Below are 25,058 nucleotides of genomic sequence, written 5' to 3'. Positions count from 1 at the left end.
GCCGTCCCCGGACGGGGGGACGGCCCGCGCGGCCGGGTCTACGCGCCCTTGAACTCCTGGCGCTGGCGGCCGAGGCCCTCGATCTCCAGCTCGACGACGTCACCGGCCCGCAGGTACGGCTTCGGCTCGGGCTGGCCCATGGCCACGCCCGCCGGCGTACCGGTGACGATGAGGTCACCCGGGTACAGGGTCATGAACTGGCTCACGTACCGCACGACCTCGCCCACCGGGAAGATCTGGTCCGCGGTGTCGCCGTCCTGCCGGAGCTCGCCGTTCACCCACAGCTTCACGGCCAGGGCCTGCGGGTCGGCGACCTCGTCGGCCGTGACCAGCCAGGGGCCGACCGGGGTGAAGGTCTCGCAGTTCTTGCCCTTGTCCCAGGTGCCGCCGCGCTCGATCTGGAACTCGCGCTCGGAGACGTCGTTGACCAGCGCGTAGCCGGCGACGTGCGCGAGGCCCTCTTCGGCGGAGGCCAGGTAGCGGGCGGTGGCGCCGATGACGACGCCGAGCTCCGCCTCCCAGTCCGTCTTCACGCTGCCGCGCGGGATCAGCACGGTGTCGTCGGGACCGCCCACGGTGTCGGGGGCCTTGAGGAAGAGGATCGGCTCGGCCGGCGGCTCCGCGCCGACCTCGGCCGCGTGCCCGAAGTAGTTCAGCCCGATGCCCACGACCTTGCCGATGCGACCGAGGGGCGCACCGATGCGCAGCCCCTCCGGGTCCAGGACCGGGAGCTCCCCCGATCCGGCCGCGTCCCGTACGCGGGACAGCACGGCGTCGTCGGCCAGGAGTGCACCGTCCACATCCGTGACCAGGCCGGACAGGTCACGCAGGGTCCCGTCCTGGTCGAGCAGCGCGGGGCGCTCCGACCCGACGGGTCCGACACGCAGCAGCTTCATGGGCATTCTCCCGTGGTCGTGGGTGGTCGGTCCGGGCGCGCGCCCGGACCGGCCGATGGGTTGCGGCCATCGGAGGATTGGTTGATCCTCCAAGAAGTCGACCCAATCCGCAAGACCCTGTTCACAGGGTGGAACGCACGGCCGCCTCGGCGGCCAGCGGCGCACCGCTCCCGGCACGCTCGGCGCGGCCCGCCCGCTCCTTGCGGTGCTGGAGCCAGGCCCGCTCGGCCACGGCCCACGAGGTGCTGGTCAGCAGGTACAGCCCGGCGGCCAGCGGCACCACGGCGGCCGTGATCAGCGTGCCGAAGGAGAGCAGCGGCAGCACACCGCCCAGCTTGCGCACGGCCTCCTGCTGCTCGGCGGTCAACTCGACGGGCTTGCCGCCCGGCCGCCCGGCCGCACCCGACGGCCTCCCGGCCTTCCCCGCCCGCGCGCCGGCCCCGCCCTTCGGCTCCACGCTCCGGCCCGCGGGCACCGGAGGGGTGCCCAGCGGCGCGGACGCCGCAGCGCGCCGGCCGCGTACGGCGCTCCACGCGGCCACCGCCGCGATGGCCGCGAACAGCCCGAGGAACACCAGCCCCTGCGCCCCGAGCAGCCCGCCCTCGCCCAACGCCTCGGTCCAGTCGGCCCCGAGCGGCGCGGCGAACAGCCGGTGTCCGAGGAGCTCGTTGGCCGAGCCGCCGACCTCCGCCGAGGAGAAGGCCCGGTACATCACGAAGAACACCGGCAGTTGCAGGAGGGTGGGCAGGATCCCCGCCACCGGGGTGGCTCCCCGGAAGGCGGCACGGCTCAGCGGGTGCAGGGCGAGCCGGACGAGCACGGTGAACAGCACGATCGCGGCAGCGGTCGCGGAACCGGCGAGCATCGGCTGCAACAGCCGGCCGAGCTCGGCCACAAGATGGGTGAAAACGGACACGTGGGCGCTCCGGAGGGTCTCGTCGGACGTCGAAAGGGATGCAGGGAACCGCATTTCGGCGTGACGAGCCGCGAGGGGCGGCAGCAGCGCGCGGTCGGTGGGAACCGACCGAGGGGGAAGGGCGAAGAGGGGTGAAGAGGGTGGTGATGCGTTACTGCGCGCCCCTACGCGGCCGTCGGGACGAGACGGCCGGGCGCCCTCGGCCGCGACCGGCCCGAGGCGTCGGGATCGCGCTGCGGCAGGAACGCCGTGCGCTGCTCGCGGTCCCGGATCGCGGTGCGTATGCGGTGCGGTGGCACGGGCCGTACCAGTCGGGCGGCGGCCGCGAGGGCCTCGGCCCCCACGGCGACGGTGGCGGCGAGGGCCACCACCACGGCCCCGAGCCCGCTCTCCCCGGCGAACAGCCCGAGGACTCCCCCGAGCAGCACGAGCACCAGGGGAAGCAGCAGCGCGACGGCGCGGACGGACCGCAGGCGGGCCGAGGGGACGAGGCCCGAAGGGACCCGATCCGCAGCGGAACGGCCGGCGGTGACACGGGCCTGCGCGGGCACGGGGGTGCGAGCCATGTGAGCCCCCCTTCCGTCCGCTCCCGCGCGAACCCCCGTAAGGGGTCCGCCGATCCGTCGTCCGCCGGACAGTCGGCCGGCGGGACTGCGACCGATCCTAACCGGACGCGCCGACAACGGGTACGGAGCCCTCCCCCGGCAGCGGATCGCGCGCCAGGACCTCCTCGTCCGGCCGCCCGTCCGGCGCCTCCCGGGGCCCGGCCAGGCTCACCGCCAGCGCGACGGCGAGGTTCACCACGAGGGCGACCATCCCCGCGTTCACCCCCCACACCGGATCGTTCCCGGTGAAGGCGAGGGCGCAGACCAGCCCGACCCCCGCCACCAGCCCGCAGAGCGCGCCGACCATGGTCAGTCGCCGCCACACCAGCCCCAGCAGCAGCAGCAGCAGTTGCGCCATCCCCTCGTACGACACGAGCGACAGCCGGACCAGCGTGTTCGGGGCGACGTACGTCATCACCAGCGCCACCGAGCCGCTGATCACCACCACGGCCTGCGAGGCGCGTTTCTGCCGCTCGCCCGAGCTCCAGCGCGGCGCGAGCGGGAACACGCTGCGCCCCCACATCGTCCCGATGACCAGCATGAACACCGCCATCGGCACGATCGACGACAACGCGGCGGCCACGCCGACCACCCCCACCGCCCAGGCCGGCAGCGAGTCCACGACCAGCTTGAACAGCGCCAGGTTGGAGTCCGCCCCGACCGGGCGGCGGCGCACCTGACGATCAGGTCTCTGGCCGCGTGATACAGCGAGGCCCCGCCGCTCCGAGTGAACGTGCGTGGCGGGGCCTGGTCGTGCCGTGCGCGGTGACGTCAAACGGCCGTGTCGGACCGGACCCCGGACACGAACGCTGCGAACGCCCCTGCCGTGAACTCCAGTACCGGGCCCTCGGGCGCCTTAGAGTCCCGGACAGGGACCACGCCGCGCGCGGAAACGAGGTTAGTGGCGACCTGGACGCACGCGCCGCCGTTGTTGCTGTAAGAGGACGTGAACCAGCGGGGGGATTCGGTCGTGCTCGTCACGGTGTGCCCTTTCGCAACGCGTTGATCGTGGCCGCGGACGCTGCTTGGGGTAGCGCTTCGGCCTGCAACTGATAGTAGGTCCCCAGTATGGCCGCAACGACCCTGCCGTCGCGCTGGAGATGTCCGCGGGTGGCGGACTCGGCGTAGGCCACGATCGACCGATCGGGCATCGTCAGCACGTAGAGGGGCAGGTCAAAGGTTCGGCGCACTCCCATCGTGAACGGCGCAAGCTGCAGCACGGTCCCCGGTTGCTCAGCGAACTCCAGCAGTCGGGCTAGCTGGGCATCCCACTGCGCATCAGTGCCGATCGGACGGCGAACGCAGCTCTCATCAAGCACTGCCATCACAAGTGGGGGCGGCGTTCTGCGGAGGACATTTTGCCGATCCGCTACCACGGCGACGCGCTCGCGTGCCTGCTCAGGAGTGATGATGCCCCGCTGCACCGCACTCTGTGCCAGAGCGTTCGCGTACTCCTCAGTCTGGAGCAAGCCCGGGATGACGCCCGTCTCAAAAAGACGGACCTCTGCCGCCCGGGCCTCGCAAGTGACGTACTCGGAGAAGCCCTCAAGTAGTGATCCGCCCCTGATCCGGAACACGTCGCTCGCCAGGGTCTCGCGGGTCCCGGTCAGGCCGAAGGCCCGATCAGCGCGTTCCGCAAATTTGATAGTTGGTTCACGCTTGGCATTTTCAACCCCCGAAATATGCGAGGCCGAATATTCGATCCGTGCGCTCAGGTCATCGAGAGTCCAGGAGTGCGCGTCCCGCAAGCTGCGTAGACGCGCGCCGAACGCTGCCCGGGGGCTCGCGTCGGGAGATAACTCGTTCCGGTTCATGTGCGCCCCGCCAACTTTCAGTCAGGGTTCGGACAGTTGATAGATGACAGACCCTAGGCCAACCTGAAACCCCCCGGTAGTGGTCTTGCTACAGAGAGGAGCGGCGGTGCGTGCGCTCAGAGTCTCCCCGTCCGTCCCGATATGCCTAGCCCTCGCCGAGCTGCACAGCATCGCGTCCGGCCCCGCGGCCCGAGTTCAGTTCCGTACGGCCCTTGACTCAGCGATCGTGCAGCGGCGAGCCGATGAGGACGCGTTCGCGGCACGCGCGGTAACGGTTGCTGGAGCGCTGCGGATCCTGCTGTGCGAGAACGAAGAGCGGGTGACGTGAAACGGCGAATCTGGCGGTTCGTGGACCACCGCATCCGGCGCCATCCCGGTACCGATCCGACCGTAGGCGCCCGCTGTCTCAAGGTGGGCTGCGAGTGGGAAGCGCGTTCGGGGCTGACGCTGGAGGAGTGCGACCTAGCGTGTCTGGGGCACTGCGGAAGCACTCGGCACGACGTGTTCGAGCGGACGTTCACCGACACCGCGATCGTGGAGTGCGTCCAGTGAGCGCCGACGAGCAGCGCGACCAGGTGCACACCCGCACCAGCCGGCGAGGCACTGTGGCGGTCACCCTCGGCGCGGTGATCTGGATCGCCACCGTGGCGGTCATCGTCGCTCGGGGGTGGGTGTGACGCTCGGGCGGTACGTGTGCGGCGCGCAGTGCGAGGCGCGGTCATCGGAGCTGGTAGCGCTCTTGAATGCGCTCGCGGCGCAGGACGACACCTACCAGGTAGGCGCGTCACCCAGCATCACCCTGCGGTGCACCCTGGAAACCCACGCGGGGTTACACGCAGAGATGGTGCACGACAACGCACGCGGACTGTGCCTATGGGTGTGGTGGGCAGACGGCGCCGAGCCCGCCGGAATGCGGTGGGTGCCTGACTGCCCCGTGAACGACCCCGGCCCTGGTGGCGACGCCTGTTGTCATCACCTTGGCCACAAGGGCGGACACACATGGGAACTCTCCGACCCCGACCGGGACATGCTCGCGGCCATCGCCCCCGTGCTCTACGAGGAAGAGCACGGCGCCGAGTGGCCGTTCTTCTGAACTCCCGCCCCTGTCGAGCCGGAGCCGTTGGCCCCTGCGGCAGCCCTCGGCGGGGGCGGGGCACCACCCGACCCGCCACGACACGTCAGAGAGGGAACCATGACTACGTTGTTCGTACCTCCGCTCCCCCGGCCCACCGGGGGTCTCGACTCGCTCGAACTGGAAATCACTGGCACGTGTCAGCTTGCTTGTGAGCACTGTCTGACGGAGTCCAGCCCGCATGCCAAGCAAGGTGACATGACGTACGCGGACTGGCGCGAAGTCATCATTGACGCGGCCCGGCTCGGCATCCCGCAGGTGCAACTGATCGGCGGAGAGCCGACGACACACCCGCAGTGGATCGCCCTCGCGGAACTCGCTCTCTCGCTGAATCTCCGCGTGGAGGTCTACAGCAACATGTTCAAGGTGTTGCCCCACTACTGGGACGTGTTCCTACGGGACGGGGTGACCATCGGGACCAGCTACTACAGCGACGACCCCACCGAGCACGACACGATCACCACGCGCCCCGGAAGCTACGTCGCCACCCGGACCAACATCCGGGAAGCTGTCCGCCGCGGGGTGGCCGTGCGCGCGGGCATCGTGGACGTTCTCCCGGGGCAGCGCGTCGCCCAGGCGCGCGCAGAGCTGCTGTCCATGGGCGTGACCCGAATCAACACCGACCGGGTGCGTGCCGTGGGACGGGCCGCGGAAAAGAGTGGGTGCGTGCCGACGCTGGACGAAATGTGCGGACGGTGCACGCAGGGCCGAGCGGCAGTTCTTCCGAACGGTGACCTCGCCGGCTGCGTACTGTCGCGTGATTTCCCGGCGGGCAACGTGCGCGAGGACCGGTTGTTCAAGCTCCTTGACGGGCCCAGGTGGGCCGCGCTCTCCAGTCACTTCCGTTCCGTCCGGCCTACGTCGTGCGCGTCGCAGGATTCGAGCGACTGTGACCCCGCGAACACCACCGCGTGTGACCCGGCGTACTAGAAAGGTCGCCATGGACTGGACAAGACGCGCGGCGCAGTTGGCCGACTCGGTAACCGATCCCGATTCGCGATGGCTCGCCCCCGTGGCGCACACTCCCCGGCACGAACTGGTCCCCCGATGGTGGGAGTATGACGATCGGGCAGAACTGTGGGTTCTGCGGGACGGTGCCAGTGACCCGGAAGCATGGGCGCGGGTGGCCTACTCGGATACGTCTGTGGTCACCCGGGTTGGGGCCCGGCACGCCGACCACGGCACACCCGGGGAGTACGCGGACGGCATGGCCACATCGTCTTCCACACTGCCCAGCCTGGTCGTTCGGATGCTGCGTCACGGGCGACTCGGGCCGGGACTCGCCACGCTCGACCTAGGCACAGGTGCGGGAGGGTTGGCCGCATACGCCGCCCGCCGGCTCGGCGACCAGCACGTGACGAGCATCGACGTGGACCCGTACCTCACCGAAGCAGCATCCGAACGGCTCGCACGGATGGGGCTCCGCCCGACGTTCCACGCTGTGGACGCCACGGCAGAGATTCCGGGCCACTACGACCGGATCGTCTGCACTGTGGCCATACGGCCGGGAACGGGACTGCGTACGGTTCTCGGCGCACTCCATGAGGGCGGACGACTGGTGACCACCCTCGCCGGTACGTCTCTCATCCTCACCGGCTGGAAGCACAAGACCGGGGAACTGGTCGGGTGCATCGAACGGGGTGGGGCCGAATTCATGCTCACCCGGAGCGGCCACGACTACCCACCAGCGCTGTCGGAGTTGTTCGCAGTGGCGAGCGACCAGGCGGGGGACGAGACCGGCACGGGCCGCTATCCCGTGATGGACGTGGCCAACGCATGGGAAGTGCGATCCATGTTGGAGATCACGACCCCGGGCGTGCAATCCCGGTACTCCACTCACGACAGGCGAAGAACGCTCCTGCTGATCCATGCTGATGGGTCATGGGCACGCGCAATCGGGGAATGGACCGATCCCCCGACCGTCCACCAGGGTGGTCCTCGCCGACTGTGGGATGCGCTCGAACGCATCCGGGGAAGGCTCAACATGGAAGGCGCGCTGCCCCTGTACGGAGCGCACGCGCGCGTAACCCCAGACGGCGTAGTCCACCTGTCACGCGGACAGTGGAGCGGTTCACTGGGCGAGGAATAGGCAAGCCTCGCGGGCCCCGCTCGTTCCGAGTCCGGAGCGGGCGGGCTCTGCTGCCTAACGCGCCGTATTGCGCGCGACCCCGTACCGCTCCGTCAGCTCTCTCTCGGACGGGAGCGGACGACCAGGGGCCAGCTCGCCCCGCTCGATCTCCGCGGCCAGGTCGGCAGCAATCTGCCGGAACGGCGCTACGCGGCAGGCTTCGCCGCTATCGGAGTCGACTACTGGCACAGCGCTGCGGGACCCGACTTCTCGCGACGCACGGCAGGGGTGGCAGCGTGACTGTCGACGGACTGACGACCCCGCCCCCACTCGGCAACGTAGCGGTCTGTGTGAAATGCCACCGCCGCACCACGGCCCCCGTACCGGTCCGCTGTATCGAGAGCACGAGCGGCCCCGGAACGACTCTGCGGGCCTGCCCCGACCACGCTGCGACCGTCCCGCACGGTCCGATGCCGGGTGAGCCGGTCTGGCCGTAGGGGTCCGGTACAGGCATCAGAAAGCCCCGTTCGGTCACATGCCGAGCGGGGCTTTCCCTTGCCCTGACTGGCTACTCGCCGATTACCCAGGGTCTATCGTCCACGCCCATCCCGGTGATCTGGAGCTGGATGTAGGGCAGCAGGAACACCGTGGCCAGCACCGCGACCGCGGCGCCGAGCCAGGGCCGGCCGTAGCGGTGGGCCACCATGTCGGTGATGCCGACGAGGCCGTGCCGGCGGGCGTAGTCCCACAGCAGGGGCCCGACGACGTAGCCGACCGCGTAACCGCAGGACATGTACGCGACCACGTACAGGACGGGTGCGCCGTAGTCGTAGCTCCAGCCCGCCGCCCCCAGGTAGCTGAAGCTGGTGTAGCCCTCGCCCGCCATCAGGACCCAGATGAACACCGGGCCCAGCGAACGCCCGCCCACCGACCACTCGGCGAGCCCGCCGCCGCCCCCGCCGCGCCCGCGCACCGCGAGCAGGCCGAGGGCGACGGTCGCCGCCATGAACGCGGCGAAGCGGTGGTCGCCACGGCCGCCGCGCTCACCGCCGGTCACCGCGCCGGGCCAGCCACACGGCGAGCGGGGTCACCAGGGTGGCGACGGCCAACCAGACGAGCAGGAAGGGGACTCCGGCGATGCGCGGCTCCACCCGGTTCACCAGCGGCAGAACCACGCAGAACAGTACGAACGGCACGAACGGCACGAACAGCACACCGAGCCACAGCAGGTTCGGACGCTTCATCCAGATATGACTCTCCGTTCCACCCTAGGCCGACGGGGACTTGAGCGTCCCCCACACCACGAGCCGGTAGGTCGAGGTGTATTCGGGCGTGCAGGTGGTGAGCGTGATGTACGCGCCCGGCGCGGTGTACCCGTAGCCCGGTTTGACCAGACTGCGCGGTACCGGCGCGATCACGCCGGTGTCCCGCTCGGTGGTCTCGGCGAGGGTCCGGTCGACGACATAGGTCGAGCGCCGGCCGCGCACGTCCACCTGGATCTCGTCGCCCGGCCGCAGCCGGTTGATGTGGCGGAACGGCTCGCCGTGGGTGTTGCGGTGCCCGGCGAGCGCGAAGTTGCCCTGCTCCCCGGGCCGCGCCGTCCCCGGGTACTGGCCGGCGTACCCCTTGTCGAGCACGGTCCGCTTGTCGACGCCCCGGGCGACGGGCACGGACAGGCCGAGGCGCGGGATGCGCAGGACGGCGTACGCCTGCTCCCCGGCCGGCGGCCGGGAGGCCCGGGCGGCACCCCCGGAGGAACCGGAACCGGAGGAAGCGGTCGAACCGGACGGAGGGGGCTCGGCGGACCCGACGGACGGCGGCGCGGTACCGTCGGCCCCCTCGGCCCCGGGCTCCGGACCGGACCCCGGACCGGGGTCCGTCGCCGGCTCGCCCCAGGCCCGCTCCAGCGCACGCACCTGCTCGTGCGCGCCGACGAGGGCCTGCCGGTTGGTCCACCACACCTGGTGCACCACCAGCAACGCCACCACCACGCCCAGGGTGGTGATCACCTCGGCGCCCACCCACAGCGCCCGCGCGAACGCGTTCCGGCGCGCACCCCGTGCCCGCCGCCCGCGCCCCTGGACCACCACCGGTATGTGATCTCGCACGGGCGGCACCCTAAGTCCTGCCCCGCCAACTGACCAGCGGCAGTACGGTGTGAACCATGCGCCCCGACACGCCTGCCGAGCACATCGCCGAAGCCGAGCGCCTCATCCGCACGGCGACCCGCTACCCCGAGGACCAGGAGCCCTTGCTCCTCCAGGCCGCGGCCCACCTCGAACTGGGCGACGCACGCGACCGGGCGAGCGCCCTGTACGACCAACTCCTGTCCGAAGCACCGGGCAACCCCCAGCTGATCAAGGCCCTCCAGGCCGCCAACCTCTGGGAGTACGGCCACGAGGCCGAGGCCCGCGCCCTGATCTCGGGCATCCGCGCCGCGTCCCCGAAGGACCCGGCGCCGTGGGAGGTCATCGCCGAGACCCTGGAGACCCACGACGAGCTGGAAGCGTCCCACGACTGCTTCACCGAGGCCGCCTCGCTCCTCATCACCGACGACGACCCGCTCACCCCGGCCACCACGGCCCTGCTCACCGGCCGCCACCGCGTCCGCCGCCTCCTGGCCCGGCCCCACGACGACTGGGACATGGTCGCCGACACCCGGCACATCGGCCCGATCCCGCTCGACGAACTCCACGACCCCAAGCGCATCTGGGCCCTGGGCTCCGACGACCCGGCCGAGCTGCGCGCCGAGATCGCCCGCCTCCGCGCGGAACTGGGCGACCGCCGCGCGGCCCTCTCCCGTCCGTTCCCGGTCGCGATCCTCCACTGGCCGCAGCGCGAACTCGCCGAGCTCCTGACCAGCTACCCCACCCTCGCCGCGGAGTACACCTCCCACGAGACCCACCTGGCCGCCATCGAGGCCTCCCTGCGCGCCCTGGCCGCCTCGGGCACCACGAACCTCGGCATCGTCACGGCGAGCGTCCCGTCGTACGAGGCCTTCGCCGCCTCGGAGAAGACCTCCCCGGCGTCCCCGTCCCTGCTGGCGGAGTACGCCACCACCCTGGCGGCCCGCGGCAAGGCCACCACCTGGCCCCCGACCCCGACAGCCACCTGCTGGTGCACCTCGGGCAAGCCGTACGCGGAGTGCCACGGCGACAAGTAGCGGACGGCCGGCCGCCGCCGCTGGGTCGCGGATCGCTCCGACCCGGCCCGGGCGGCCGCATGCGCCCCGTGTCCGGAGCCGGGAGCGCGACCCTCAGTGCGGGTCGGCGGCCGGGCGGGGCTTCGCCCTGCGGGCCGCCACCACGGCCAGGACCCGCACGGCCGCCTCGTCGGCGTCCTCGTGCTCCCAGACGCGTACGGTCGACCAGCCCGCCGCGGCCAGCCGCGCGTCGGTGTCGGCGTCCCTGCGCCGGTTCCCCTCGATCTTCGCGCGCCAGAACTCCGAGTTGTTCTTGGGCCACGTCGCGTGGAGCGGGCAACCGTGCCAGAAGCATCCGTCGACGAAGACGGCGACCCGGGTGGGGCCGAAGACGATGTCGGCCTCCCGCCGTACGCCCTTCACCGGCCGGCGGTGGACGCGGTACCGCGCTCCCGTGGCGTGCAGGGCCTTGCGCAGCGCCAACTCCACCGCCGTGTCACGGCTCTTCTGACGGCTCATCCGGGTACGGACCTCGGCCGTCGTCGCCAGTTTCTCCACACCCCCATTCTGGCCCGGCACCCGGCGTGCGGGCGCCTCGTTCAGAACGGCAGCGTGAGCTGTCGGTGGCCGCGGGCTCGGGCCGTGGGCGGGGCGGGGCGGGCGGTGGCCAGGGCCAGGAGGGCGCGGAGGGCCGCGAGGACGTCGTGCGGGGTGTCGCGGATCATCGACGGGGTGGCGCTGACCACCAGGACTCCGTGGGCCTCCAGGCGCAGGCGGCGACGGAGGGTCGCCTGCCAGGCGTCGCGCGTGTAGTGGTACTCCGCCGAGTCGATCTCCAGGGCCACGCCCGCCTCGGGCCAGTAGGCGTCCGGGGTGGCGAGGAAGGCGCCGTCCGGGGTGTGCAGGCGGGCGTTCCACAGCGGGGCCGGCAGGTCGGACGCGGTGAGGGCGTCGCGGGCCCGGGCCTCGGCGACCGAGCGGACCCCGGCGAGCAGTTCTTCCGCGGCCGCGCGGACCGCCGGGCGGCGCAGGAGCCGGGCCGCGCGGAGTTCGGCGTGCAGGTCGTGCGGGTGGCACCAGCCGGCCTGGACGACGTGGGCCAGCACCGAGCGAACACGGTCCGGCGGCTGGTCGCCGCGGGAGGCCTAGTCGGCGGCCGCCCGGACGGGGCGGGTGCAGGGGATGCCGGCGACCGTGATGGTCCGCGGCCAGCGGGAGGTCGGCAGCGGGCGGGCCCAGCCGGTGGCGGCGAGCCGGCGCGGGGCGCGGATCAGGACGTCCGCCGGGGTGTGCGGGGCCTCGCGGACCCCGAGGAGGGCGAGGGCGGCGCCGCCGGTGAGGGCGGCCGTGTCGCCGGAGAGCGGGTCGGCGTCCGGCGGGGCGGCGTACAGGACGGCGGCGAGGGCGCGTTGGCGCGGGTCCGGGGGGCCGGTCTGGAGGAGGTAGACGCGGGGCAGCAGGCGCTGCCAGGGGCCGCCGGGGCGGGTGCGGGAGGTGACCGTGCCCGTGGGGACCCCGGCCGCCGTGAGCTGGTGGCGCGTGGCCAGGCCGAGCTGGCGGCTACCGGGCCGGTGGGCGCGGGGGCCGGACCCGCGGGTGGACGCGCTGCGGGTGCCGGTGGCCGTGCCGTGCGGGGGTGGGCCGGTCGTGCCCGTACGGGTGGTGGAGGGCGCGTCGGCCGGGCTCGGGGTCGGGCCGGTGCGGGTGCCGGGCGGGCGGGTGGTGGCGCGGCGGGGGCCGGTCGTGCCCGTACGGGTGGTGGAGGGCGCGTCGGCCGGGGTCGGGCGGGTGGTGGGGGCGTCCGGGCCGGGGGGCCGTGAGGTCGGGGTGCGGTGGTTCGGAGTGATCATGGCGCCGATATGCCCGGCGCGGCGGCGGCGTACGCCCGTCAGTGGTCGGGGTGCTCCGGGGACAGGAAGACGATCACCCCGGTCTCGGTGCCGGGGCGGGCGGACACCTCGTGCCAGCCGAGGCGGCGGTAGGTCGCCACCGTGTCGGCGGCCAGTCGGGAGGTGAGCAGCCAGGCCCGCCGGTCCGGGGCGTCGGCGGTGATCTCGGTGAGCAGGGCCCGGCCGGTGCCGCGGCCGCGCGCGTGGGGGCGTACCGCGAGCTCGTCTATCTCCAGGGCGCCGGTCAGCAGCTTCCGTACCCGGGCCGGGCCGAGCTGGGCCGCGACCTGGGCGTACGCGCGGTCCTTGGGGAAGGTCGCCGGTGTGATCCAGCCCGTGGCGAAGCCGTCGATGCCGGTCGCGCACTGGGCGAACGCGGTGCGGAACCCGCGGCGCCGGGCGTCGGCGGGGAGGCGGGCCGCGAACTGGCGAATGGTTTCTTCGCCCTCGTTCCACGGCGGACCGGAGAAGACGTCGGCGTAGGTGTCGACCAGTTCGTCCGCGAGGTCGAGGACGGCCTGTCCGTAGCAGATCACGTTGTTCCGGCTCCTGGGTCAGGGGTGAGGGGGGTGGGAAAGGGAGGGGGCAGGGGTGGGGATTTTCCCCTTTTGGGGTGGGAGAGTGAATTTATTCGCTGCGCGTTGCCCGGACGGGCATCGCACGGATGCGGCGAGTGTGCGACAAATCCCCTCCCCGCCCTCCGTGTCGGGAAACCCGGCGGCCGCGTTGAGCAGCCGTGGACAGACTGCTTCGGACCGTGGGCCGGTGCGCGCTCGCCTTCCTCCTCGCGCTGGGCGCCTTGGCGCTGCTGCCGCGCGCCGTACGGGACGCGGTCCCCCGCACCGTGATCGGCGGGGCGGTGATCGTGCTGGTGGCGGTGGTGGGCGGCCGGTGGACGCCCGGCCGGTCGCGGTAGCCGCCGCGTTGGCCTCGTTCGTGCGGAGCGGTTCGCACGACCGCCCGTCGGACAGGACGACCGGCGAGTTCGAGAGGGCTCGGGTACCGAGTTCGGCCGTGGCGGCCACCGGTCTCGTCGGCGGGTACGCCGTCGCGCGGTGGACCGGGAAGCGACCCCTGGGCGGAGTGGTGCTCGGGGCCGCCGGGCTCGCGGCCGGGCGGGAACGGCACCGGCGGGGCGGGGTGCGCGCCGCGGCCGGGCTGGGGGCGCTGTACCTGGCCGGGTTTGCCGGGGCGCACCCGCCGGCCAGGAAGGTAGGAGCCTGGCCGGCCGTCGTCGGGGCGGCGGCCGTCGTCGCGGCGGCCGCCTGGGCCACCGCCGACCGCGCCTGACCCGTACGGGACGCCGCGCCGGGCCGTGGCCCCGCACGGCACCGGCCCGGCGCCCCACGGCCGACGCCCAACGCCCCGCAGGCCGCGCCCCGCGCGCCGGCCTCCGGTGACCGGTGACCCGCCTCCGGCGTCCCGTACGGCCCGGGCGCGCTACGCGCCGAACGCCTGCGACACCGTGTAGATCAGCAGGCCCGCCAGGGCGCCGACGACCGTGCCGTTGATGCGGATGAACTGGAGGTCGCGGCCGATGTGGGCCTCGATCTTGCGGGAGGTGTGCTCGGCGTCCCAGCCCGCCACCGTGTCCGTGATCAGCGAGGTGATCTCGGTGCGGTAGGTGGTGACCACGTACACCATCGCGCCCTCGATCCAGCCCTCCAGCTTGCCCTGGAGCCGGCCGTCGGTGGCCAGCCGCGCCCCTAGCGTCATCAGCGAGGAGCGGACCCGCAGGCGCAGCTCGCTCTGCTCGTCCTCCGCCGCCGACATGATCATCGAGCGGACCGCCGTCCACGCGGAGGCGATCACGTCCTGCACCTCGCCCCGCGCCAGCAGCTCGGACTTGAGCCGTTCCATGCGCGCCCGCGTCTCGGTGTCCGACTGGAGGTCGGCCGCGAAGTCGGTCAGGAAGCGGTCCACCGCCCCGCGCGCCGGGTGCTGCGGCATGTCCCGCATCTCGGTGACGAAACGGAGCAGCTCCTTGTACACGCGGTCGCCGATCTTGCGGTCCACGAACCGCGGGGTCCAGCCGGGAGCCCCGCCCTGGACCGCGTCCATCACCGACTCCCCGTGCGTGACGAGCCAGTCGTGGGCCCGCGCGCAGATGAGGTCGACGGCCCGGTGGTGGCCGCCGTCGGCGACGACCCGTTCCAGGGTCTTGCCGATGCCCGGGGCGATCTCCGCGGCCTCCGCCCGCCGCGTGATGGCCTCGCCGACGACGGCCTGCACGTCGGAGTCGCGCAGGACGGTCAGGGCCCCGCGCAGCGCCGTCGCCAGCTCGGCCGTGACCCGGTCGGCGTGCTCGGGCTCGGCCAGCCAGGCTCCGAGCCGGCCGCCGATGCCGAGGGCCCGCAGGCGGGCCCGGACCACGTCGGAGGAGAGGAAGTTCTCGCCGACGAACTCTCCGAGGGAGACCCCGAGCTGGTCCTTCTTGGTCGGGATGATCGCGGTGTGCGGGATGGGCAGGCCCAGCGGCCGCCGGAAGAGGGCGGTGACCGCGAACCAGTCGGCGAGCGCGCCGACCATGCCGGCCTCGGCCGCGGCGGCGACGTAGCCCGCCCAGCCGCCCGCACCCCAGGCGTGCTGGGCGTACTTGGCCAGTACGTAGACCAGTGCGACCAACAGCAGCAGGCCCGTCGCGGTGGTCTTCATCCGGCGGACACCGCGGCGGCGCTCCTCGTCGGCCGCGCTGAACACGAAGGCCCCGCGGACGGGCGGCGCCGGCGCGGCCCCCGCGGGACCGCCCGCCGGAGCGCCGTGGGGCGGGGGGCCGTCGGGCGGAGGGCCGCCCGGGGGCAGCCCGGTCGGCGGCGGCGGGGCGGAGCCTCCGGCGGTGGTGCGGTCGTTCACGTGCTCCTGCCTTCCCCCGGGGCGCCGGTTCGTCTGCATAGCATCCGACTCCCGGGAGGCCCGAGGAGTTCCCGGCACGCCGGTTCGCTCCGCCGACGGGCCCCCCGGGGGGCCCCGGTGTTCCCTCAGAGTTCCTTGCGCAGGGAGGTCGGGCCCGGCGGGAGGTTCTTGGGGCGCTTGACCTTGACCTCCACGCCGCCCCAGAACGCCAGGCCGTTCACCACCACCCGCGGGGCGCCCGGTTCGGCGGGACCGGGGTTGCTCTGGTCGAAGGCGCCCATGATGCCGATGCCCCGGACGTCGACCTCCACACCCGGCGGCACCGTGATCTGGATGCCGCCCATGATCGCGATGCAGTTGATCACGACCTCGCGCTGGGCGAAGTCCGCCTCGCGCAGGTCGAGCTCCCCGCCGCCCCAGAACGCCACCGCGTCGAAGCGGGCCGGTACCGTCCACCGCCCCTTGCGCTCGAAGCCCGACATGACGGCCACCGCCACGCCCGAGCCCGCCGTCCCGCCGATCCGCGACGCCCAGGACGAGGCCGCCGCGGGGGACGGGGCCGCACCGGAGTACGGCGCGACGACGCCCCCCGGCACGCCGGGGACCGCGGGCAGGTCGCGCGTGAGCGGTTCCAGCTCCCCGTACGTGCGGGACGTGTACGCCGCCTCCAGCCGCTCCTCGAATTCCTCCATGTCGAGCCGGCCCTCGGCGACGGCGTCGCGCAGACGTTCCACCACCCGGTCCCGGTCGGCGTCGGACGCCCTCAGCTCCGGCAACGGCTTCTGTGCCCGCTCGTCACTCATGTGGAGCAGCCTATGCACTGATCCGCGGGAGGTGTATGGCCCGGGGCGCCCCCGCACCCCCGGCTTTCCCCGGGCTTTCCCCGGGCTTTTCCCTGACCCGGCCCTGACCCGGCCCTGACCACGCCCCCTCACCCGGCCCCGCCCTCAGCCGCGCCCCGCGTACATCCGCGCGATCACGTCCTCGATGTCCGGCTCCCGTACCGACAGGTCCACCAGCGGGTACCGCGCCGCCACCGCCGCCACCAGCGGCGCCGCCGACGCCCCCGCCGGGAACGCCAGCCACTGCCGGGGCCCCTCCACGCGCACCACCCGCGCGCCCGGCACCCGGATCGGCTCGCTCTCCCGCTCCAGGTCCACCACCAGCGTCCGCTCGCTCTCCCCCGCCGGCCCCGCGGCGTGCAGCCCGTCCAGCCGGCCGTCGTACATCAGCCGGCCGTGGTCGATCACCATCACCCGCTCGCACAGCTGCTCGATGTCCTGGAGGTCGTGGGTGGTCAGCAGCACGGTCGTGCCGAGCTCCCGGTTCAACTGCCGCAGGAAGCCCCGCACCTTCGCCTTGCTCACCACGTCGAGCCCGATCGTCGGCTCGTCCAGGTACAGCACGTCCGGATCGTGCAGCAGCGCCGCCGCGATGTCCCCGCGCATCCGCTGCCCCAGCGACAGCTGGCGCACCGGTACGTCGAGGAGCTCGGCCAGGTCCAGCCGGTCCACGCACCGCTCCAGGTTCTGCGCGTAGCGGGCCGCCGGGATCCGGTACATCCGCCGCATCAGCCCGTACGAGTCCTTCAGCGGCAGGTCCCACCACAGCGTCGTGCGCTGCCCGAAGACCACCCCGATCCGGTGCGCCAGCCGCAGCCGCTCCCGCGCCGGGTCGATGCCCGCCACGCGCAGCCGGCCGCCGGACGGGGTCAGGATGCCGGTCAGCATCTTGATCGTGGTCGACTTCCCGGCACCGTTGGGGCCGATGTAGCCGACCACCTCGCCGCGGGCCACCTCGAAGGAGATCCCGTCCACCGCCCTGACCTGGCGTTTCTCCCTGCGCATCAGCCCCACCCGGCGCCGTACGTCGAAGACCTTCTCGACCCCGTCCAGCGAGATCAGCGCATCGGCCACGTCAACTCCCCGTGCTTCGGTACGAACGGACTCCCGCGCGCCACGCCAGCGACGCGGGCAGGAACACGGCGAACGCCACCAGCGGGCTCGCGAACGCCGCCCACCCGGGCAGCCCCAGCGGGTCGGGCCGCCCCAGCAGGTACAGCGCGGGCAGCCAGTTGACGAAGGCCAGCGGCACGACGAAGGTCACCCCGCGCAGCAGGTCCGCGGCGAACACGGTCGGCGGGTACTTGAGCATCGTGCAGCCCCCGTACGTGAACGCGTTCTGCACCTCGGCCGCGTCGCCGGCGACGAACTGGAAGGCCGCGCCGACCACCATCACGGCCGCGAAGATCGCGGCCCCCGCCACCACCATCACCGGGACGAGCAGCACCTTGCCCGGGGTCCACGCCACGTCCAGGGAGGACAGCGCCCAGCCCAGCACCCCCAGCCCCTGCCCGACCCGCCCGAGCCGGCGCAGCGCGAACCGGTCCGCCGCGACCTGCGCGAGCACCGGCACCGGGCGCACCAGCATGGTGTCGAGCGAACCGTCGCGGACGCGGGCGCCGATCCGGTCGGTGTTGCCCATCAGCAGGTCGGCCAGGCCCAGGGAGGCCGAGCACGACCCGTACAGCAGGGCGATCTCGGGCAGCGTGAACCCGCCGAGGACGCTCACGTGCGAGAACATGATCCAGATCGCCACGAAGTCGAGCAGCGTGATCGCCGCGTTCCCCAGCGTCGCCAGGGCGAAGGAGGTCCGGTAGGCCATGGTCGACCGGATCCACATCGCCACGATCAGCCCGTAGCCGCGCAGCCCCTCCCGCACGCGGCCGCGCCGCACCGCCTCCCGGACTGCCGGTTCCCGCTCCAGTACGGCCTCAGCCACCCTGGACCACCACCCTCCGCGTCGCGGCCGACTGCACCAGCCGGCCAGCGGCCAGCAGGACGGCCGCCCACGCGGCCTGGAACCCCAGCGCCGCGGCGGCCGACCCGGCCCCCGCGTGCACGCCCAGCAGCACGTCCATCGGGACCTGGAGCATCGCCGACCACGGCAGGAGCCGCACCACCTCGCCGAAGCCGCCGGGGAAGACGGTGAGCGGCAGCAGCATCCCCGAGAAGAGGATGCTGACCACGGTGGCCATCATGTTCACGCCGGACCCGTCCATCAGCCAGAACGCGGCCAGCCCCAGCAGGTAGCGCACCGCGAAGCTCACCACCAGCGCCAGCACCACGGACACCAGGAACAGCAGCCAGCGCACCGCGTCGGCGGGCAGCGCCAGCGGGAAGGCGAGCGCCCCGGCGACCAGCGGGACCACCCCGCGCCCCAGCAGCTGGAAGCCGGCCCGGCCGAGGTCGGCCGCGAGCCACCACAGCTGGAGGTCGGCGGGCCGGTACAGGTCGACGGCGATGTCCCCCGTGCGGACGCGCTCCTGGAGCTCCTCCTGGAAGCCGCCCCCGATGAGCGCCCCGGCGGCGAGCAGCGACTGGCTCACCCATACGAAGGTCAGCGCCTGCGCCTGGTCGTAGCCGCCGAGTCCGGGCCGCTCGTCCCAGAGCGCGATGTACGTGTACGCGACGATGAAACCGAACACGGTGTTCGTGAACACACCCGCCGCCGTCGCCGTCCCGTAGGTCGCGTAGCGCCTGAATCCGCCGGCCGCGACCGCCGGGTAGAGAAGCACTCCCTGACGCACCGTATCCCTCCGTTTCCCCCGTCGTTCCTACGTCGGCCAAAGCGCGGGAGCTTAGTGCGGAGGGGCGATCCATGCGACCGATTTACGGCCGTACGGAGCGGAACCTGCGGCCATCGGGTAGACACCATGAGGTACAGAAGTGGATATTTCGCACGGCGCCGAGGAGCCCTGGAGATGAGCGACCCGTCACCACCGCCGGGCTGGACCCCTCGCGATCCCGACACTCCCCCCGGAGCACCGCGGGCCGGGGACCCGGGCCCACCCGGCCCACCCGGCCCGCCCGGTCCCGGTAGGGCCGGCAGTCCCGGCCGTCGGCCGCGGCGCAAGCGGACCGGTTGGCGCCGGATCCTCCCCACCTGGCGGATGCTGCTGAGCGCCGTCGTGCTCCTCGCGGTGCTGCTCGGCGGCGCCCTCGTCGCCGGCTACGTCCTGGTCGACATCCCGCCGGCCAACTCCGCCGCGACCGCGCAGTCCAACCTCTACCTGTACTCCGACGGCTCGCTGCTCGCCCGCGACGGCGAGGTCAACCGGGTCAACGTGCCGCTCTCCCAGGTCCCGCCGACCGTCCAGGAGGCCGTACTCGCCGCCGAGGACCGGGACTTCCACTCCGAACGGGCGGTGGACCCCAAGGCGATGCTCCGCGCCGCCTGGAACACCGCGACCGGCAAGGGCACCCAGTCCGGATCGACCATCACCCAGCAGTACGTCAAGAACTACTACCTGGGCCAGGAACAGACGATCAAGCGCAAGGCCAAGGAGTTCTTCATCGCGATCAAACTCGGTCGTGAGAAGTCGAAGGAATACATCCTGGAGGGGTACCTGAACACCAGTTACTTCGGGCGCAACGCCTACGGCATCCAGGCCGCCTCCCAGGCCTACTACGGCAAGGACGTCGGCCGGCTCACCACCGCCGAGGGCGCCTACCTCGCCACCCTCCTCAACTCCCCCAGCGCCTTCGACGTCGTCTCCCACCCCCAGGCCCGCCCCCGCGCGCTCGCCCGCTGGAACTACGTCCTCGACGGCATGGTCAAGAAGGGCTGGCTGTCCGCGTCCGCCCGCGCGGCCACCTCCTTCCCCGAGCCCGGCAAGGTCCGCGCCGCCGCCGGGCTCTCCGGGCAGCGCGGCTACCTCGTCGAAGCCGTCAAGGACTACCTCGTCGACCACAAGGTCCTCGACGACAAGACGCTCGCCGAAGGCGGCTACCGCATCACCAGCACCATCGACAAGCGCCGCGAGAACGCCTTCGTCCGGGCCGTCGAAACACAGATGGCCGACAAGCTCGACCCGCAGAAGCGCAAGGCCGACCGCCTCGTGCGCGCCGGCGGCGCCTCCATCGACCCCGCCACCGGCAAGGTCGTCGCCCTGTACGGCGGCATCGACTACACCCGGCAGTACGTCAACAACGCGACCCGCCACGACTACCAGGTCGCCTCCACCTTCAAACCGTTCGTCTTCGCGGCCGCCGTCGAGAACGGCTCCCGCACCCAGGACGGCCGGCGGATCACCCCGAACACGGTCTACAACGGCGACAACAAGCGCCGCGTCGTCGGCGCCCGCGTCCCCTACGCCCCCGAGAACGAGGGCCAGGTCTCCTACGGCAACATCACCGTCAACACGGCCACCGACCTCTCCGTGAACGCCGTCTTCGCCCAGATGGTCGTCGACGTCGGCACCGCCAAGGTCAAGCAGACCGCCCTCGACCTCGGCATCCCCGAGGACACCCCCAACTTCGACCCGGGCCCGGCCATGGCCCTCGGCACCCTGCAGGCCAGCGTCCTCGACATGACCCAGGCCTACGCGACCCTCGCCGACCACGGCCGCCGCACCCCCTACACCCTCGTGGAGAAGGTCACCAAGGGCGGCGAGACCCTCGCGCTGCCCGACCGCGAGCCGGTCCAGGCCGTCGACCGCGAAGCCGCCGACACCACCACCTCGATGCTCGTCAGCGTCGTCGACAACGGCACCGGCACCGCGGCACTCGCCGCCGGCCACCCGGCCGCGGGCAAGACCGGCACCGGCGAGCTGGACCGCTCCGCCTGGTTCGCCGCGTACACCCCGGACCTGGTCACGGTGGTGTCGATGATGGGCCAGGACCCCGACACCGGCACCCTGCAGTCCCTGTACGGGGCGCTCGGCGAGGCCCGCATCAGCGGCGGCGGCTACCCCGCCCGCATCTGGGCCGCCTACACCAAGGCCGCCCTGGAGGACACCGACCCCGTCGACTTCGACCTCGACCTCCAGCCGGGCGCGGCCCAGCTCCCGCCGCCGCTCCCGCCCTCCCGCCCGCAGTCCCCGCAGGAGACCCCCGGCGACACCTCTCCGACCCCGGGGCGCTCCACCAGGCCGACCCCGCCCCGCCCGCCCAGCCCGTCCACCAGCGGCAGGACCCAGGGCGGCCAGGACGGCGGCGGCCAGAGCCAGGGCGGCCGGAGCAACGGGGGCCAGGACAACGGGGGCGGCGGCAACGGGGGCGGCGGCAACGGCGGCCAGGACGACGGCGGCGGGACGCAGGGCGGTCGGACCCAGGGCGGCCAGGACAACGGCGGCACCGGCGAGGGCGACCGGGGCGGCGCCACCACGGGCGGCCAGGGCACCGACGCGGGCGGCGGCACCGAAGGCCTGCGGCGACCGCCGTCCGCGTTCGTGGAATGAGCGCGGGCCCCGCCGCGGCGCGGCGGGGCCCGGGTCCGGCCCGGGGCCCCCGGGCCGGCCGGTCAGTGACCGGAGGTGGCCTTCAGGCCCACGACGGCCACCAGCAGCAGGCAGATGAAGAAGATCCGGGCGGCGGTCACGGGCTCGCCCAGCACCGCCATGCCGAGCACGGCCGCACCGGCCGCGCCGATGCCCACCCACACGCCGTACGCCGTACCGATCGGCAGGGTCTTGGCCGCGTAGGACAGCAGCACCATGCTGGCGACGATGCCCGCGCCGGTGAACACGCTGGGCCACAGCCGGGTGAAGCCTTCGGTGAACTTCATGCCGATCGACCAGCCGACTTCGAGCAGACCGGCGACGAGCAACAGGATCCAGGCCATGACGGCACCTCCGGGACGATGAGCGAACGGGGGTGCGTCGTCTTGTCGTCAACCCGGTACGGCGCGTCTCGTCGGGGTCCCTCCACCGTAGCAAAGGACAGCGCGAAGGGCCGGTGACACCGGTCACCGGCCCGGAGACGTCCAGGGCATCGGAGACGTCCAGGGCATCGGAGGCGTCCGGGGCGTCAGAGGTACAGCCCGGTGGAGTCCTTCGCCCCCTCCAGCCGCTCCGCGGCCACGGCGTGCAGGTCCCGCTCGCGCATCAGCACGTACGTCGCCCCGCGCACCTCGACCTCGGCCCGGTCCTCCGGGTCGTAGAGCACCCGGTCACCCGGCTCGACGCTGCGCACGTTCTGCCCGACCGCGACGACCTCGGCCCAGGCCAGGCGCTTGCCGACCGCGGCCGTCGCCGGGATCAGGATGCCGCCGCCCGAGCGGCGCTCGCCCTCCGGCAGGTCGGACTTCACGAGCACGCGGTCGTGCAGCATGCGGATGGGCAGCTTGTCGTCGGTGGTGTTGTCGCTCACGCCCCGAACCTACCTGCCCGTGTCCGCCCCGTACCTCGGCGGGTGGTCAGCGCTTGCGGCGCGCCGACACCACGAGCAGGCCGACGAGCCCGACCGCGAGGAGCGCGACCGGCACGATCCGCTCCACGCGCGGGGAGCCGTCCTCGTGGCGCAGGCCGTCCTTGACGTCCGTGACCACCCGGTTCACCGCGACGAAGGCGCGGCCCGCCGTCTGGTCGACGGTCGAGGCGACCTTGGCCTTCGCGTCCCCGACGATCGTCTTCGGGTGCAGGCGCACGCCGATCTCGTCGAGCGTCTCGGCGAGCTGGTCGCGACGGCGGACGATGTCCGCCTCGATCTGTGCGGGGGTCCTGGCTTCCGGCACCGCGCTGCCTCCGTCGTCGTCGTGATCGGTCGTGATCGTGTAGGTCAGGGACAGTCTGTCAGCTCCGCCAGCTTAGGCTCATGCCGTACCGATCCCCTCCCGAGGAGAGTGTTGACATGAGCGAGCGACTCCAGCCGGGCGACACCGCCCCCGCCTTCACCCTGCCCGACGCGGACGGCACCGAGGTCTCGCTCGCCGACCACAAGGGCCGCAAGGTGATCGTCTACTTCTACCCGGCCGCCCTGACGCCGGGCTGCACCAAGCAGGCCTGCGATTTCACGGACAACCTGGACGCGCTGGCGACGGCGGGCTACGACGTCATCGGCGTCTCCCCCGACAAGCCGGAGAAGCTCGCGAAGTTCCGCGAGAAGGAGAACCTCAAGGTCACGCTGGTCGGCGACCCGGACAAGGAGACGCTGACCGCGTACGGCGCGTACGGCGAGAAGAAGCTGTACGGCAAGACGGTGACCGGGGTCATCCGCTCCACCGTGGTCGTGGACGAGGAGGGCAAGGTCGAGCACGCCTTCTACAACGTGAAGGCCACGGGCCACGTAGCCAAGATCATCAAGGACCTCGGCATCTGACCCGTCCCCCCGTCCCCGGGCGCGGCGGCCCGCACCCGAACGGTCCGGGCCGCCGCGCCCGTCCCGCGCGATCCCCCGTGACCGAGCCTCCTGCGCCCCGTTGCTCCGTACGAGTGCGGGTGCCGCACGCGCGGCCGCGAGGGGGCGGGCGGCGCGAGGGGCGGAGGAGGGAGGGGCCCGGGGAGGATCCGCGCCACGTCCGCCCCGAACCGCCGCTCCCGCACGGACACGTGATGCCGCAGGAGACCGACGCATCCTGTCGCAGCGCCGACCCTCGCCCCCGTAGAATGTCAGCGGCCCAGCAGGCTTGATGTTCGGAACGGGCCAACTGTCGCGGTTGTGGTGGAATTGGCAGTCACGCTGGGTTTAGGTCTCAGTGGGGTAAAACCCGTGGGGGTTCGAGTCCCCCCAACCGCACGTATGGCGAAGGACCGGCTCACCGCTCGCGGAGCCGGTCCTTCGGTGCGTTCGGCGTCAGCCCAGCAGTTCGCGGACCACCGGGACCAGGGCACGGAAGGCCAGACCCCGGTGGGAGATGGCGTTCTTCTCCGCCGCGGAGAGTTCCGCGCAGGTGCGGGACTCGCCCAGGGGCTGGAGGACCGGGTCGTAGCCGAAGCCGCCCGTGCCGGCCGGGGTGTGGCGCAGGGTGCCCAGGAGGCGGCCTTCGACGACGCGTTCGGTGCCGTCCGGGAGGGCCAGGGCCGCCGCGCAGAAGAAGTGGGCGCCGCGGTGGCCGTCGGGGATGTCGCCGAGCTGGGCCAGCAGGAGCGCGAGGTTCGCGGCGTCGTCGCCGTGGGAACCGGCCCAGCGGGCGGAGAAGATGCCGGGGGCGCCGTTGAGGACGTCCACGCACAGGCCGGAGTCGTCGGCGACGGCCGGCAGGCCGGTGGCCTGCGCCAGGGCATGGGCCTTGAGCAGCGCGTTCTCGGCGAAGGTGACGCCGGTTTCCTTCACGTCCGGGATCTCGGGGTAGGCGTCCGCGCCGACCAGCTCGTGCGGCAGGCCGGCGTCGGACAGGATCGCGCGGAGTTCGGTGACTTTGCCCGCGTTGCGGGTGGCGAGGATGAGGCGGCTGGGCGTGGAGGTCATGTCCGCCATTATCGCGACCTGCGGAACGCCCCGGTCCGGCCGGGGGTGCGGGGTCAGCCGGGGGTGCAGACCTTCGAGAGTTCGCTCGCCGCGTCCGCGACCGGCTGGATGTCGGGCGCGGTGTTGCCGCTCTCGACCGAGGTGCGGACGCTCTTCACGGCGGCCTCCATCGAGTCGATGGCCTTGCCCAGGTCGGCGTTGTCCGTCTGGTCGCCGATCTTCTTCAGGTTGGCGTCGATCTGGTCGAGCGCGTTCCGGGCGTCCTGGGGGCTGTTGCCGGCCTGGGACACGGCCTGCTGGAGGTCGTTCGCACCGTCCGTGATGGCCACGGCCGTGTTGGCGCAGTCCATGGCCGTGGAGATGGCGTCGCACGCGGTGAGGGCGGGCAGGACGAGGGCCGCGGCGACGGCGACGGCGGCTATGCGGTGCTTCGGCTGGAGCGGCTTCACTGCGGGTCCCCCCAAGAGCTCGGATACGTGACCGGGCGCACGGTGGTGACACCGTGCGCCCGTACCTGCACAGACGCCGGGCCGGGCCCGGCGGTTGCCGTGCGCC

32 protein-coding genes, 1 tRNA gene, 2 pseudogenes and 1 riboswitch are annotated in these 25,058 nt (G+C 72.7%); of the genes and pseudogenes, 11 read left to right on the top strand and 24 right to left on the bottom strand.

The window, feature by feature from the left end:
* Nucleotides 1-38: 38 nt before the first annotated feature.
* From CP968_RS21015 to CP968_RS20990, 6 genes and pseudogenes are all read right to left on the bottom strand, one after another.
* Nucleotides 39-896 (bottom strand): fumarylacetoacetate hydrolase family protein, encoded by an 858-nt coding sequence (locus CP968_RS21015; RefSeq protein ID WP_150519471.1) that lies wholly within the window; start codon nt 894-896, stop codon nt 39-41.
* Between the two features lie 121 nt (nt 897-1,017).
* Nucleotides 1,018-1,812, bottom strand: a complete 795-nt coding sequence (locus CP968_RS21010) for a membrane protein insertase YidC (RefSeq protein WP_306419903.1) — start codon at nt 1,810-1,812, stop codon at nt 1,018-1,020.
* Between the two features lie 164 nt (nt 1,813-1,976).
* Nucleotides 1,977-2,378: a DUF6412 domain-containing protein gene (locus CP968_RS21005; protein WP_306419904.1), complete on the bottom strand. Its 402-nt coding sequence runs from the start codon at nt 2,376-2,378 to the stop codon at nt 1,977-1,979.
* A gap of 97 nt (nt 2,379-2,475) precedes the next feature.
* Nucleotides 2,476-3,075: pseudogene (locus CP968_RS21000) on the bottom strand (sodium:solute symporter family transporter); the annotation flags it as partial.
* Nucleotides 3,076-3,188: 113 nt separating this feature from the next.
* Nucleotides 3,189-3,398, bottom strand: a complete 210-nt coding sequence (locus CP968_RS20995; RefSeq protein ID WP_150519468.1) for a DUF397 domain-containing protein — start codon at nt 3,396-3,398, stop codon at nt 3,189-3,191.
* Complete coding sequence (locus CP968_RS20990; protein WP_150519467.1) at nt 3,395-4,231, bottom strand: helix-turn-helix domain-containing protein; 837 nt, start codon at nt 4,229-4,231, stop codon at nt 3,395-3,397. The genes CP968_RS20995 and CP968_RS20990 overlap by 4 nt, the downstream gene beginning before the upstream one ends.
* A gap of 300 nt (nt 4,232-4,531) precedes the next feature.
* Here CP968_RS20990 and CP968_RS35770 point away from each other — a divergent pair, with 300 nt between their 5' ends.
* The 5 genes from CP968_RS35770 to CP968_RS20975 all read left to right on the top strand — a co-directional run bounded on the left by CP968_RS35770 (nt 4,532) and on the right by CP968_RS20975 (nt 7,452).
* Entirely contained in the window at nt 4,532-4,783 is a 252-nt protein-coding gene (locus tag CP968_RS35770; RefSeq protein ID WP_483030222.1) for a DUF7848 domain-containing protein, read from the top strand.
* Entirely contained in the window at nt 4,780-4,908 is a 129-nt protein-coding gene (locus tag CP968_RS35385; protein ID WP_268253286.1) for a hypothetical protein, read from the top strand. Before CP968_RS35770 ends, CP968_RS35385 begins: the two co-directional genes overlap by 4 nt.
* The gene (locus CP968_RS20985) at nt 4,899-5,324 is read left to right on the top strand and encodes a hypothetical protein (protein ID WP_150519466.1); all 426 of its coding nucleotides are present in this window, start codon (nt 4,899-4,901) and stop codon (nt 5,322-5,324) included. The genes CP968_RS35385 and CP968_RS20985 overlap by 10 nt, the downstream gene beginning before the upstream one ends.
* A 99-nt stretch (nt 5,325-5,423) precedes the next feature.
* Nucleotides 5,424-6,293, top strand: coding sequence for a radical SAM/SPASM domain-containing protein (locus CP968_RS20980; RefSeq protein WP_150519465.1), 870 nt, complete (start codon nt 5,424-5,426; stop codon nt 6,291-6,293).
* Between the two features lie 193 nt (nt 6,294-6,486).
* Nucleotides 6,487-7,452, top strand: a complete 966-nt coding sequence (locus tag CP968_RS20975; RefSeq protein ID WP_306419905.1) for a methyltransferase domain-containing protein — start codon at nt 6,487-6,489, stop codon at nt 7,450-7,452.
* A gap of 54 nt (nt 7,453-7,506) precedes the next feature.
* Here CP968_RS20975 and CP968_RS20970 read toward each other — a convergent pair whose 3' ends face one another.
* The 4 genes and pseudogenes from CP968_RS20970 to CP968_RS20950 form a co-directional block, all read right to left on the bottom strand.
* Nucleotides 7,507-7,680, bottom strand: coding sequence for a GntR family transcriptional regulator (locus tag CP968_RS20970; protein WP_229886584.1), 174 nt, complete (start codon nt 7,678-7,680; stop codon nt 7,507-7,509).
* Between the two features lie 349 nt (nt 7,681-8,029).
* Nucleotides 8,030-8,478, bottom strand: a pseudogene (locus CP968_RS20960) (sodium:solute symporter family protein); the annotation flags it as partial.
* Nucleotides 8,475-8,675, bottom strand: a complete 201-nt coding sequence (locus CP968_RS20955; protein WP_150519462.1) for a DUF3311 domain-containing protein — start codon at nt 8,673-8,675, stop codon at nt 8,475-8,477. The pseudogene CP968_RS20960 and the gene CP968_RS20955, both read right to left, overlap by 4 nt.
* A 24-nt stretch (nt 8,676-8,699) precedes the next feature.
* On the bottom strand, nt 8,700-9,539 hold the full coding sequence (locus CP968_RS20950; protein ID WP_150519461.1) for a class E sortase: 840 nt from the start codon (nt 9,537-9,539) through the stop codon (nt 8,700-8,702).
* Nucleotides 9,540-9,595: 56 nt separating this feature from the next.
* Between CP968_RS20950 and CP968_RS20945 the strand changes: the two genes are divergently transcribed.
* Entirely contained in the window at nt 9,596-10,594 is a 999-nt protein-coding gene (locus tag CP968_RS20945) for an SEC-C metal-binding domain-containing protein (RefSeq protein ID WP_150519460.1), read from the top strand.
* Nucleotides 10,595-10,687: 93 nt separating this feature from the next.
* Here CP968_RS20945 and CP968_RS20940 read toward each other — a convergent pair whose 3' ends face one another.
* Genes CP968_RS20940 through CP968_RS20925 form a run of 4 tightly spaced genes read right to left on the bottom strand, consistent with a single transcriptional unit; the run spans nt 10,688 to nt 12,998 of the window.
* Nucleotides 10,688-11,131: a very short patch repair endonuclease gene (locus CP968_RS20940; protein WP_150519459.1), complete on the bottom strand. Its 444-nt coding sequence runs from the start codon at nt 11,129-11,131 to the stop codon at nt 10,688-10,690.
* A 41-nt stretch (nt 11,132-11,172) separates the two neighbouring features.
* Nucleotides 11,173-11,679: a hypothetical protein gene (locus tag CP968_RS20935; RefSeq protein WP_150519458.1), complete on the bottom strand. Its 507-nt coding sequence runs from the start codon at nt 11,677-11,679 to the stop codon at nt 11,173-11,175.
* 39 nt (nt 11,680-11,718) lie between these two features.
* The gene (locus tag CP968_RS20930; RefSeq protein ID WP_150519457.1) at nt 11,719-12,423 is read right to left on the bottom strand and encodes a hypothetical protein; all 705 of its coding nucleotides are present in this window, start codon (nt 12,421-12,423) and stop codon (nt 11,719-11,721) included.
* 38 nt (nt 12,424-12,461) lie between these two features.
* Nucleotides 12,462-12,998: a GNAT family N-acetyltransferase gene (locus CP968_RS20925; RefSeq protein WP_208835990.1), complete on the bottom strand. Its 537-nt coding sequence runs from the start codon at nt 12,996-12,998 to the stop codon at nt 12,462-12,464.
* A gap of 200 nt (nt 12,999-13,198) precedes the next feature.
* Here CP968_RS20925 and CP968_RS20920 point away from each other — a divergent pair, with 200 nt between their 5' ends.
* Nucleotides 13,199-13,378, top strand: a complete 180-nt coding sequence (locus CP968_RS20920; protein WP_150519456.1) for a hypothetical protein — start codon at nt 13,199-13,201, stop codon at nt 13,376-13,378.
* A 98-nt stretch (nt 13,379-13,476) separates the two neighbouring features.
* On the top strand, nt 13,477-13,752 hold the full coding sequence (locus CP968_RS20915; protein WP_229886586.1) for a hypothetical protein: 276 nt from the start codon (nt 13,477-13,479) through the stop codon (nt 13,750-13,752).
* 150 nt (nt 13,753-13,902) lie between these two features.
* Here the strand turns inward: CP968_RS20915 and CP968_RS20910 are convergent, their stop codons facing one another.
* From CP968_RS20910 to CP968_RS20890, 5 genes are all read right to left on the bottom strand, one after another.
* On the bottom strand, nt 13,903-15,354 hold the full coding sequence (locus tag CP968_RS20910) for a DUF445 domain-containing protein (protein WP_373304083.1): 1,452 nt from the start codon (nt 15,352-15,354) through the stop codon (nt 13,903-13,905).
* Nucleotides 15,355-15,440: 86 nt separating this feature from the next.
* On the bottom strand, nt 15,441-16,118 hold the full coding sequence (locus tag CP968_RS20905) for a DUF1707 SHOCT-like domain-containing protein (RefSeq protein WP_150519454.1): 678 nt from the start codon (nt 16,116-16,118) through the stop codon (nt 15,441-15,443).
* 144 nt (nt 16,119-16,262) lie between these two features.
* Nucleotides 16,263-17,231, bottom strand: a complete 969-nt coding sequence (locus CP968_RS20900) for an ABC transporter ATP-binding protein (RefSeq protein ID WP_150519453.1) — start codon at nt 17,229-17,231, stop codon at nt 16,263-16,265.
* A 1-nt stretch (nt 17,232) separates the two neighbouring features.
* Nucleotides 17,233-18,096 carry an ABC transporter permease gene (locus CP968_RS20895; protein ID WP_229886588.1) on the bottom strand — a complete coding sequence of 288 codons (864 nt, stop codon included), beginning with the start codon at nt 18,094-18,096 and terminating at the stop codon, nt 17,233-17,235.
* Complete coding sequence (locus tag CP968_RS20890) at nt 18,089-18,892, bottom strand: ABC transporter permease (RefSeq protein ID WP_150522032.1); 804 nt, start codon at nt 18,890-18,892, stop codon at nt 18,089-18,091. Before CP968_RS20890 ends, CP968_RS20895 begins: the two co-directional genes overlap by 8 nt.
* A 375-nt stretch (nt 18,893-19,267) precedes the next feature.
* On the opposite strand from CP968_RS20890, the gene CP968_RS20885 reads away from it, so the two are divergent.
* A complete protein-coding gene (locus tag CP968_RS20885) occupies nt 19,268-21,556 on the top strand; it encodes a transglycosylase domain-containing protein (RefSeq protein WP_444545996.1) in 2,289 nt (762 codons plus the stop codon).
* Nucleotides 21,557-21,618: 62 nt separating this feature from the next.
* Here CP968_RS20885 and CP968_RS20880 read toward each other — a convergent pair whose 3' ends face one another.
* The 3 genes from CP968_RS20880 to CP968_RS20870 all read right to left on the bottom strand — a co-directional run bounded on the left by CP968_RS20880 (nt 21,619) and on the right by CP968_RS20870 (nt 22,830).
* Nucleotides 21,619-21,939: a DMT family transporter gene (locus CP968_RS20880; protein ID WP_150519451.1), complete on the bottom strand. Its 321-nt coding sequence runs from the start codon at nt 21,937-21,939 to the stop codon at nt 21,619-21,621.
* Nucleotides 21,940-21,970: 31 nt separating this feature from the next.
* Nucleotides 21,971-22,041, bottom strand: a riboswitch (guanidine-III (ykkC-III) riboswitch).
* A gap of 83 nt (nt 22,042-22,124) precedes the next feature.
* Nucleotides 22,125-22,466: a GroES family chaperonin gene (locus CP968_RS20875; RefSeq protein ID WP_150519450.1), complete on the bottom strand. Its 342-nt coding sequence runs from the start codon at nt 22,464-22,466 to the stop codon at nt 22,125-22,127.
* Between the two features lie 46 nt (nt 22,467-22,512).
* Entirely contained in the window at nt 22,513-22,830 is a 318-nt protein-coding gene (locus CP968_RS20870) for a DUF3618 domain-containing protein (RefSeq protein ID WP_150519449.1), read from the bottom strand.
* A 116-nt stretch (nt 22,831-22,946) separates the two neighbouring features.
* On the opposite strand from CP968_RS20870, the gene bcp reads away from it, so the two are divergent.
* Nucleotides 22,947-23,414 carry a thioredoxin-dependent thiol peroxidase gene (gene bcp, locus CP968_RS20865; RefSeq protein ID WP_150519448.1) on the top strand — a complete coding sequence of 156 codons (468 nt, stop codon included), beginning with the start codon at nt 22,947-22,949 and terminating at the stop codon, nt 23,412-23,414.
* A 333-nt stretch (nt 23,415-23,747) separates the two neighbouring features.
* A tRNA-Leu gene (locus tag CP968_RS20860) sits at nt 23,748-23,831 on the top strand.
* A 57-nt stretch (nt 23,832-23,888) separates the two neighbouring features.
* Here the strand turns inward: CP968_RS20860 and rdgB are convergent.
* Nucleotides 23,889-24,503 carry an RdgB/HAM1 family non-canonical purine NTP pyrophosphatase gene (gene rdgB, locus CP968_RS20855; protein ID WP_150519447.1) on the bottom strand — a complete coding sequence of 205 codons (615 nt, stop codon included), beginning with the start codon at nt 24,501-24,503 and terminating at the stop codon, nt 23,889-23,891.
* Between the two features lie 53 nt (nt 24,504-24,556).
* Nucleotides 24,557-24,952: a hypothetical protein gene (locus CP968_RS20850; protein ID WP_150519446.1), complete on the bottom strand. Its 396-nt coding sequence runs from the start codon at nt 24,950-24,952 to the stop codon at nt 24,557-24,559.
* Nucleotides 24,953-25,058 lie beyond the last annotated feature (106 nt).

Origin of the sequence: Streptomyces subrutilus (assembly GCF_008704535.1) — a bacterium.
GTDB classification, from domain to species: domain Bacteria; phylum Actinomycetota; class Actinomycetes; order Streptomycetales; family Streptomycetaceae; genus Streptomyces; species Streptomyces subrutilus.
The sequence above is the reverse complement of the archived record's forward strand: the minus strand, read 5'-3'. Positions and strand labels throughout refer to the sequence as shown.

What these genes read in the sequence shown, in the direction of transcription:
- CP968_RS21015 (WP_150519471.1), bottom strand. Translation starts at nt 896, where the DNA reads ATGAAGCTGCTGCGTGTCGGACCCGTCGGGTCGGAGCGCCCCGCGCTG.
- CP968_RS21005 (WP_306419904.1), bottom strand. Translation starts at nt 2,378, where the DNA reads ATGGCTCGCACCCCCGTGCCCGCGCAGGCCCGTGTCACCGCCGGCCGT.
- CP968_RS20990 (WP_150519467.1), bottom strand. Translation starts at nt 4,231, where the DNA reads ATGAACCGGAACGAGTTATCTCCCGACGCGAGCCCCCGGGCAGCGTTC.
- CP968_RS20980 (WP_150519465.1), top strand. Translation starts at nt 5,424, where the DNA reads ATGACTACGTTGTTCGTACCTCCGCTCCCCCGGCCCACCGGGGGTCTC.
- CP968_RS20955 (WP_150519462.1), bottom strand. Translation starts at nt 8,675, where the DNA reads ATGAAGCGTCCGAACCTGCTGTGGCTCGGTGTGCTGTTCGTGCCGTTC.
- CP968_RS20945 (WP_150519460.1), top strand. Translation starts at nt 9,596, where the DNA reads ATGCGCCCCGACACGCCTGCCGAGCACATCGCCGAAGCCGAGCGCCTC.
- CP968_RS20930 (WP_150519457.1), bottom strand. Translation starts at nt 12,423, where the DNA reads ATGATCACTCCGAACCACCGCACCCCGACCTCACGGCCCCCCGGCCCG.
- CP968_RS20910 (WP_373304083.1), bottom strand. Translation starts at nt 15,354, where the DNA reads ATGCAGACGAACCGGCGCCCCGGGGGAAGGCAGGAGCACGTGAACGAC.
- CP968_RS20905 (WP_150519454.1), bottom strand. Translation starts at nt 16,118, where the DNA reads ATGAGTGACGAGCGGGCACAGAAGCCGTTGCCGGAGCTGAGGGCGTCC.
- CP968_RS20885 (WP_444545996.1), top strand. Translation starts at nt 19,268, where the DNA reads ATGCTGCTGAGCGCCGTCGTGCTCCTCGCGGTGCTGCTCGGCGGCGCC.
- CP968_RS20880 (WP_150519451.1), bottom strand. Translation starts at nt 21,939, where the DNA reads ATGGCCTGGATCCTGTTGCTCGTCGCCGGTCTGCTCGAAGTCGGCTGG.
- bcp (WP_150519448.1), top strand. Translation starts at nt 22,947, where the DNA reads ATGAGCGAGCGACTCCAGCCGGGCGACACCGCCCCCGCCTTCACCCTG.
- rdgB (WP_150519447.1), bottom strand. Translation starts at nt 24,503, where the DNA reads ATGACCTCCACGCCCAGCCGCCTCATCCTCGCCACCCGCAACGCGGGC.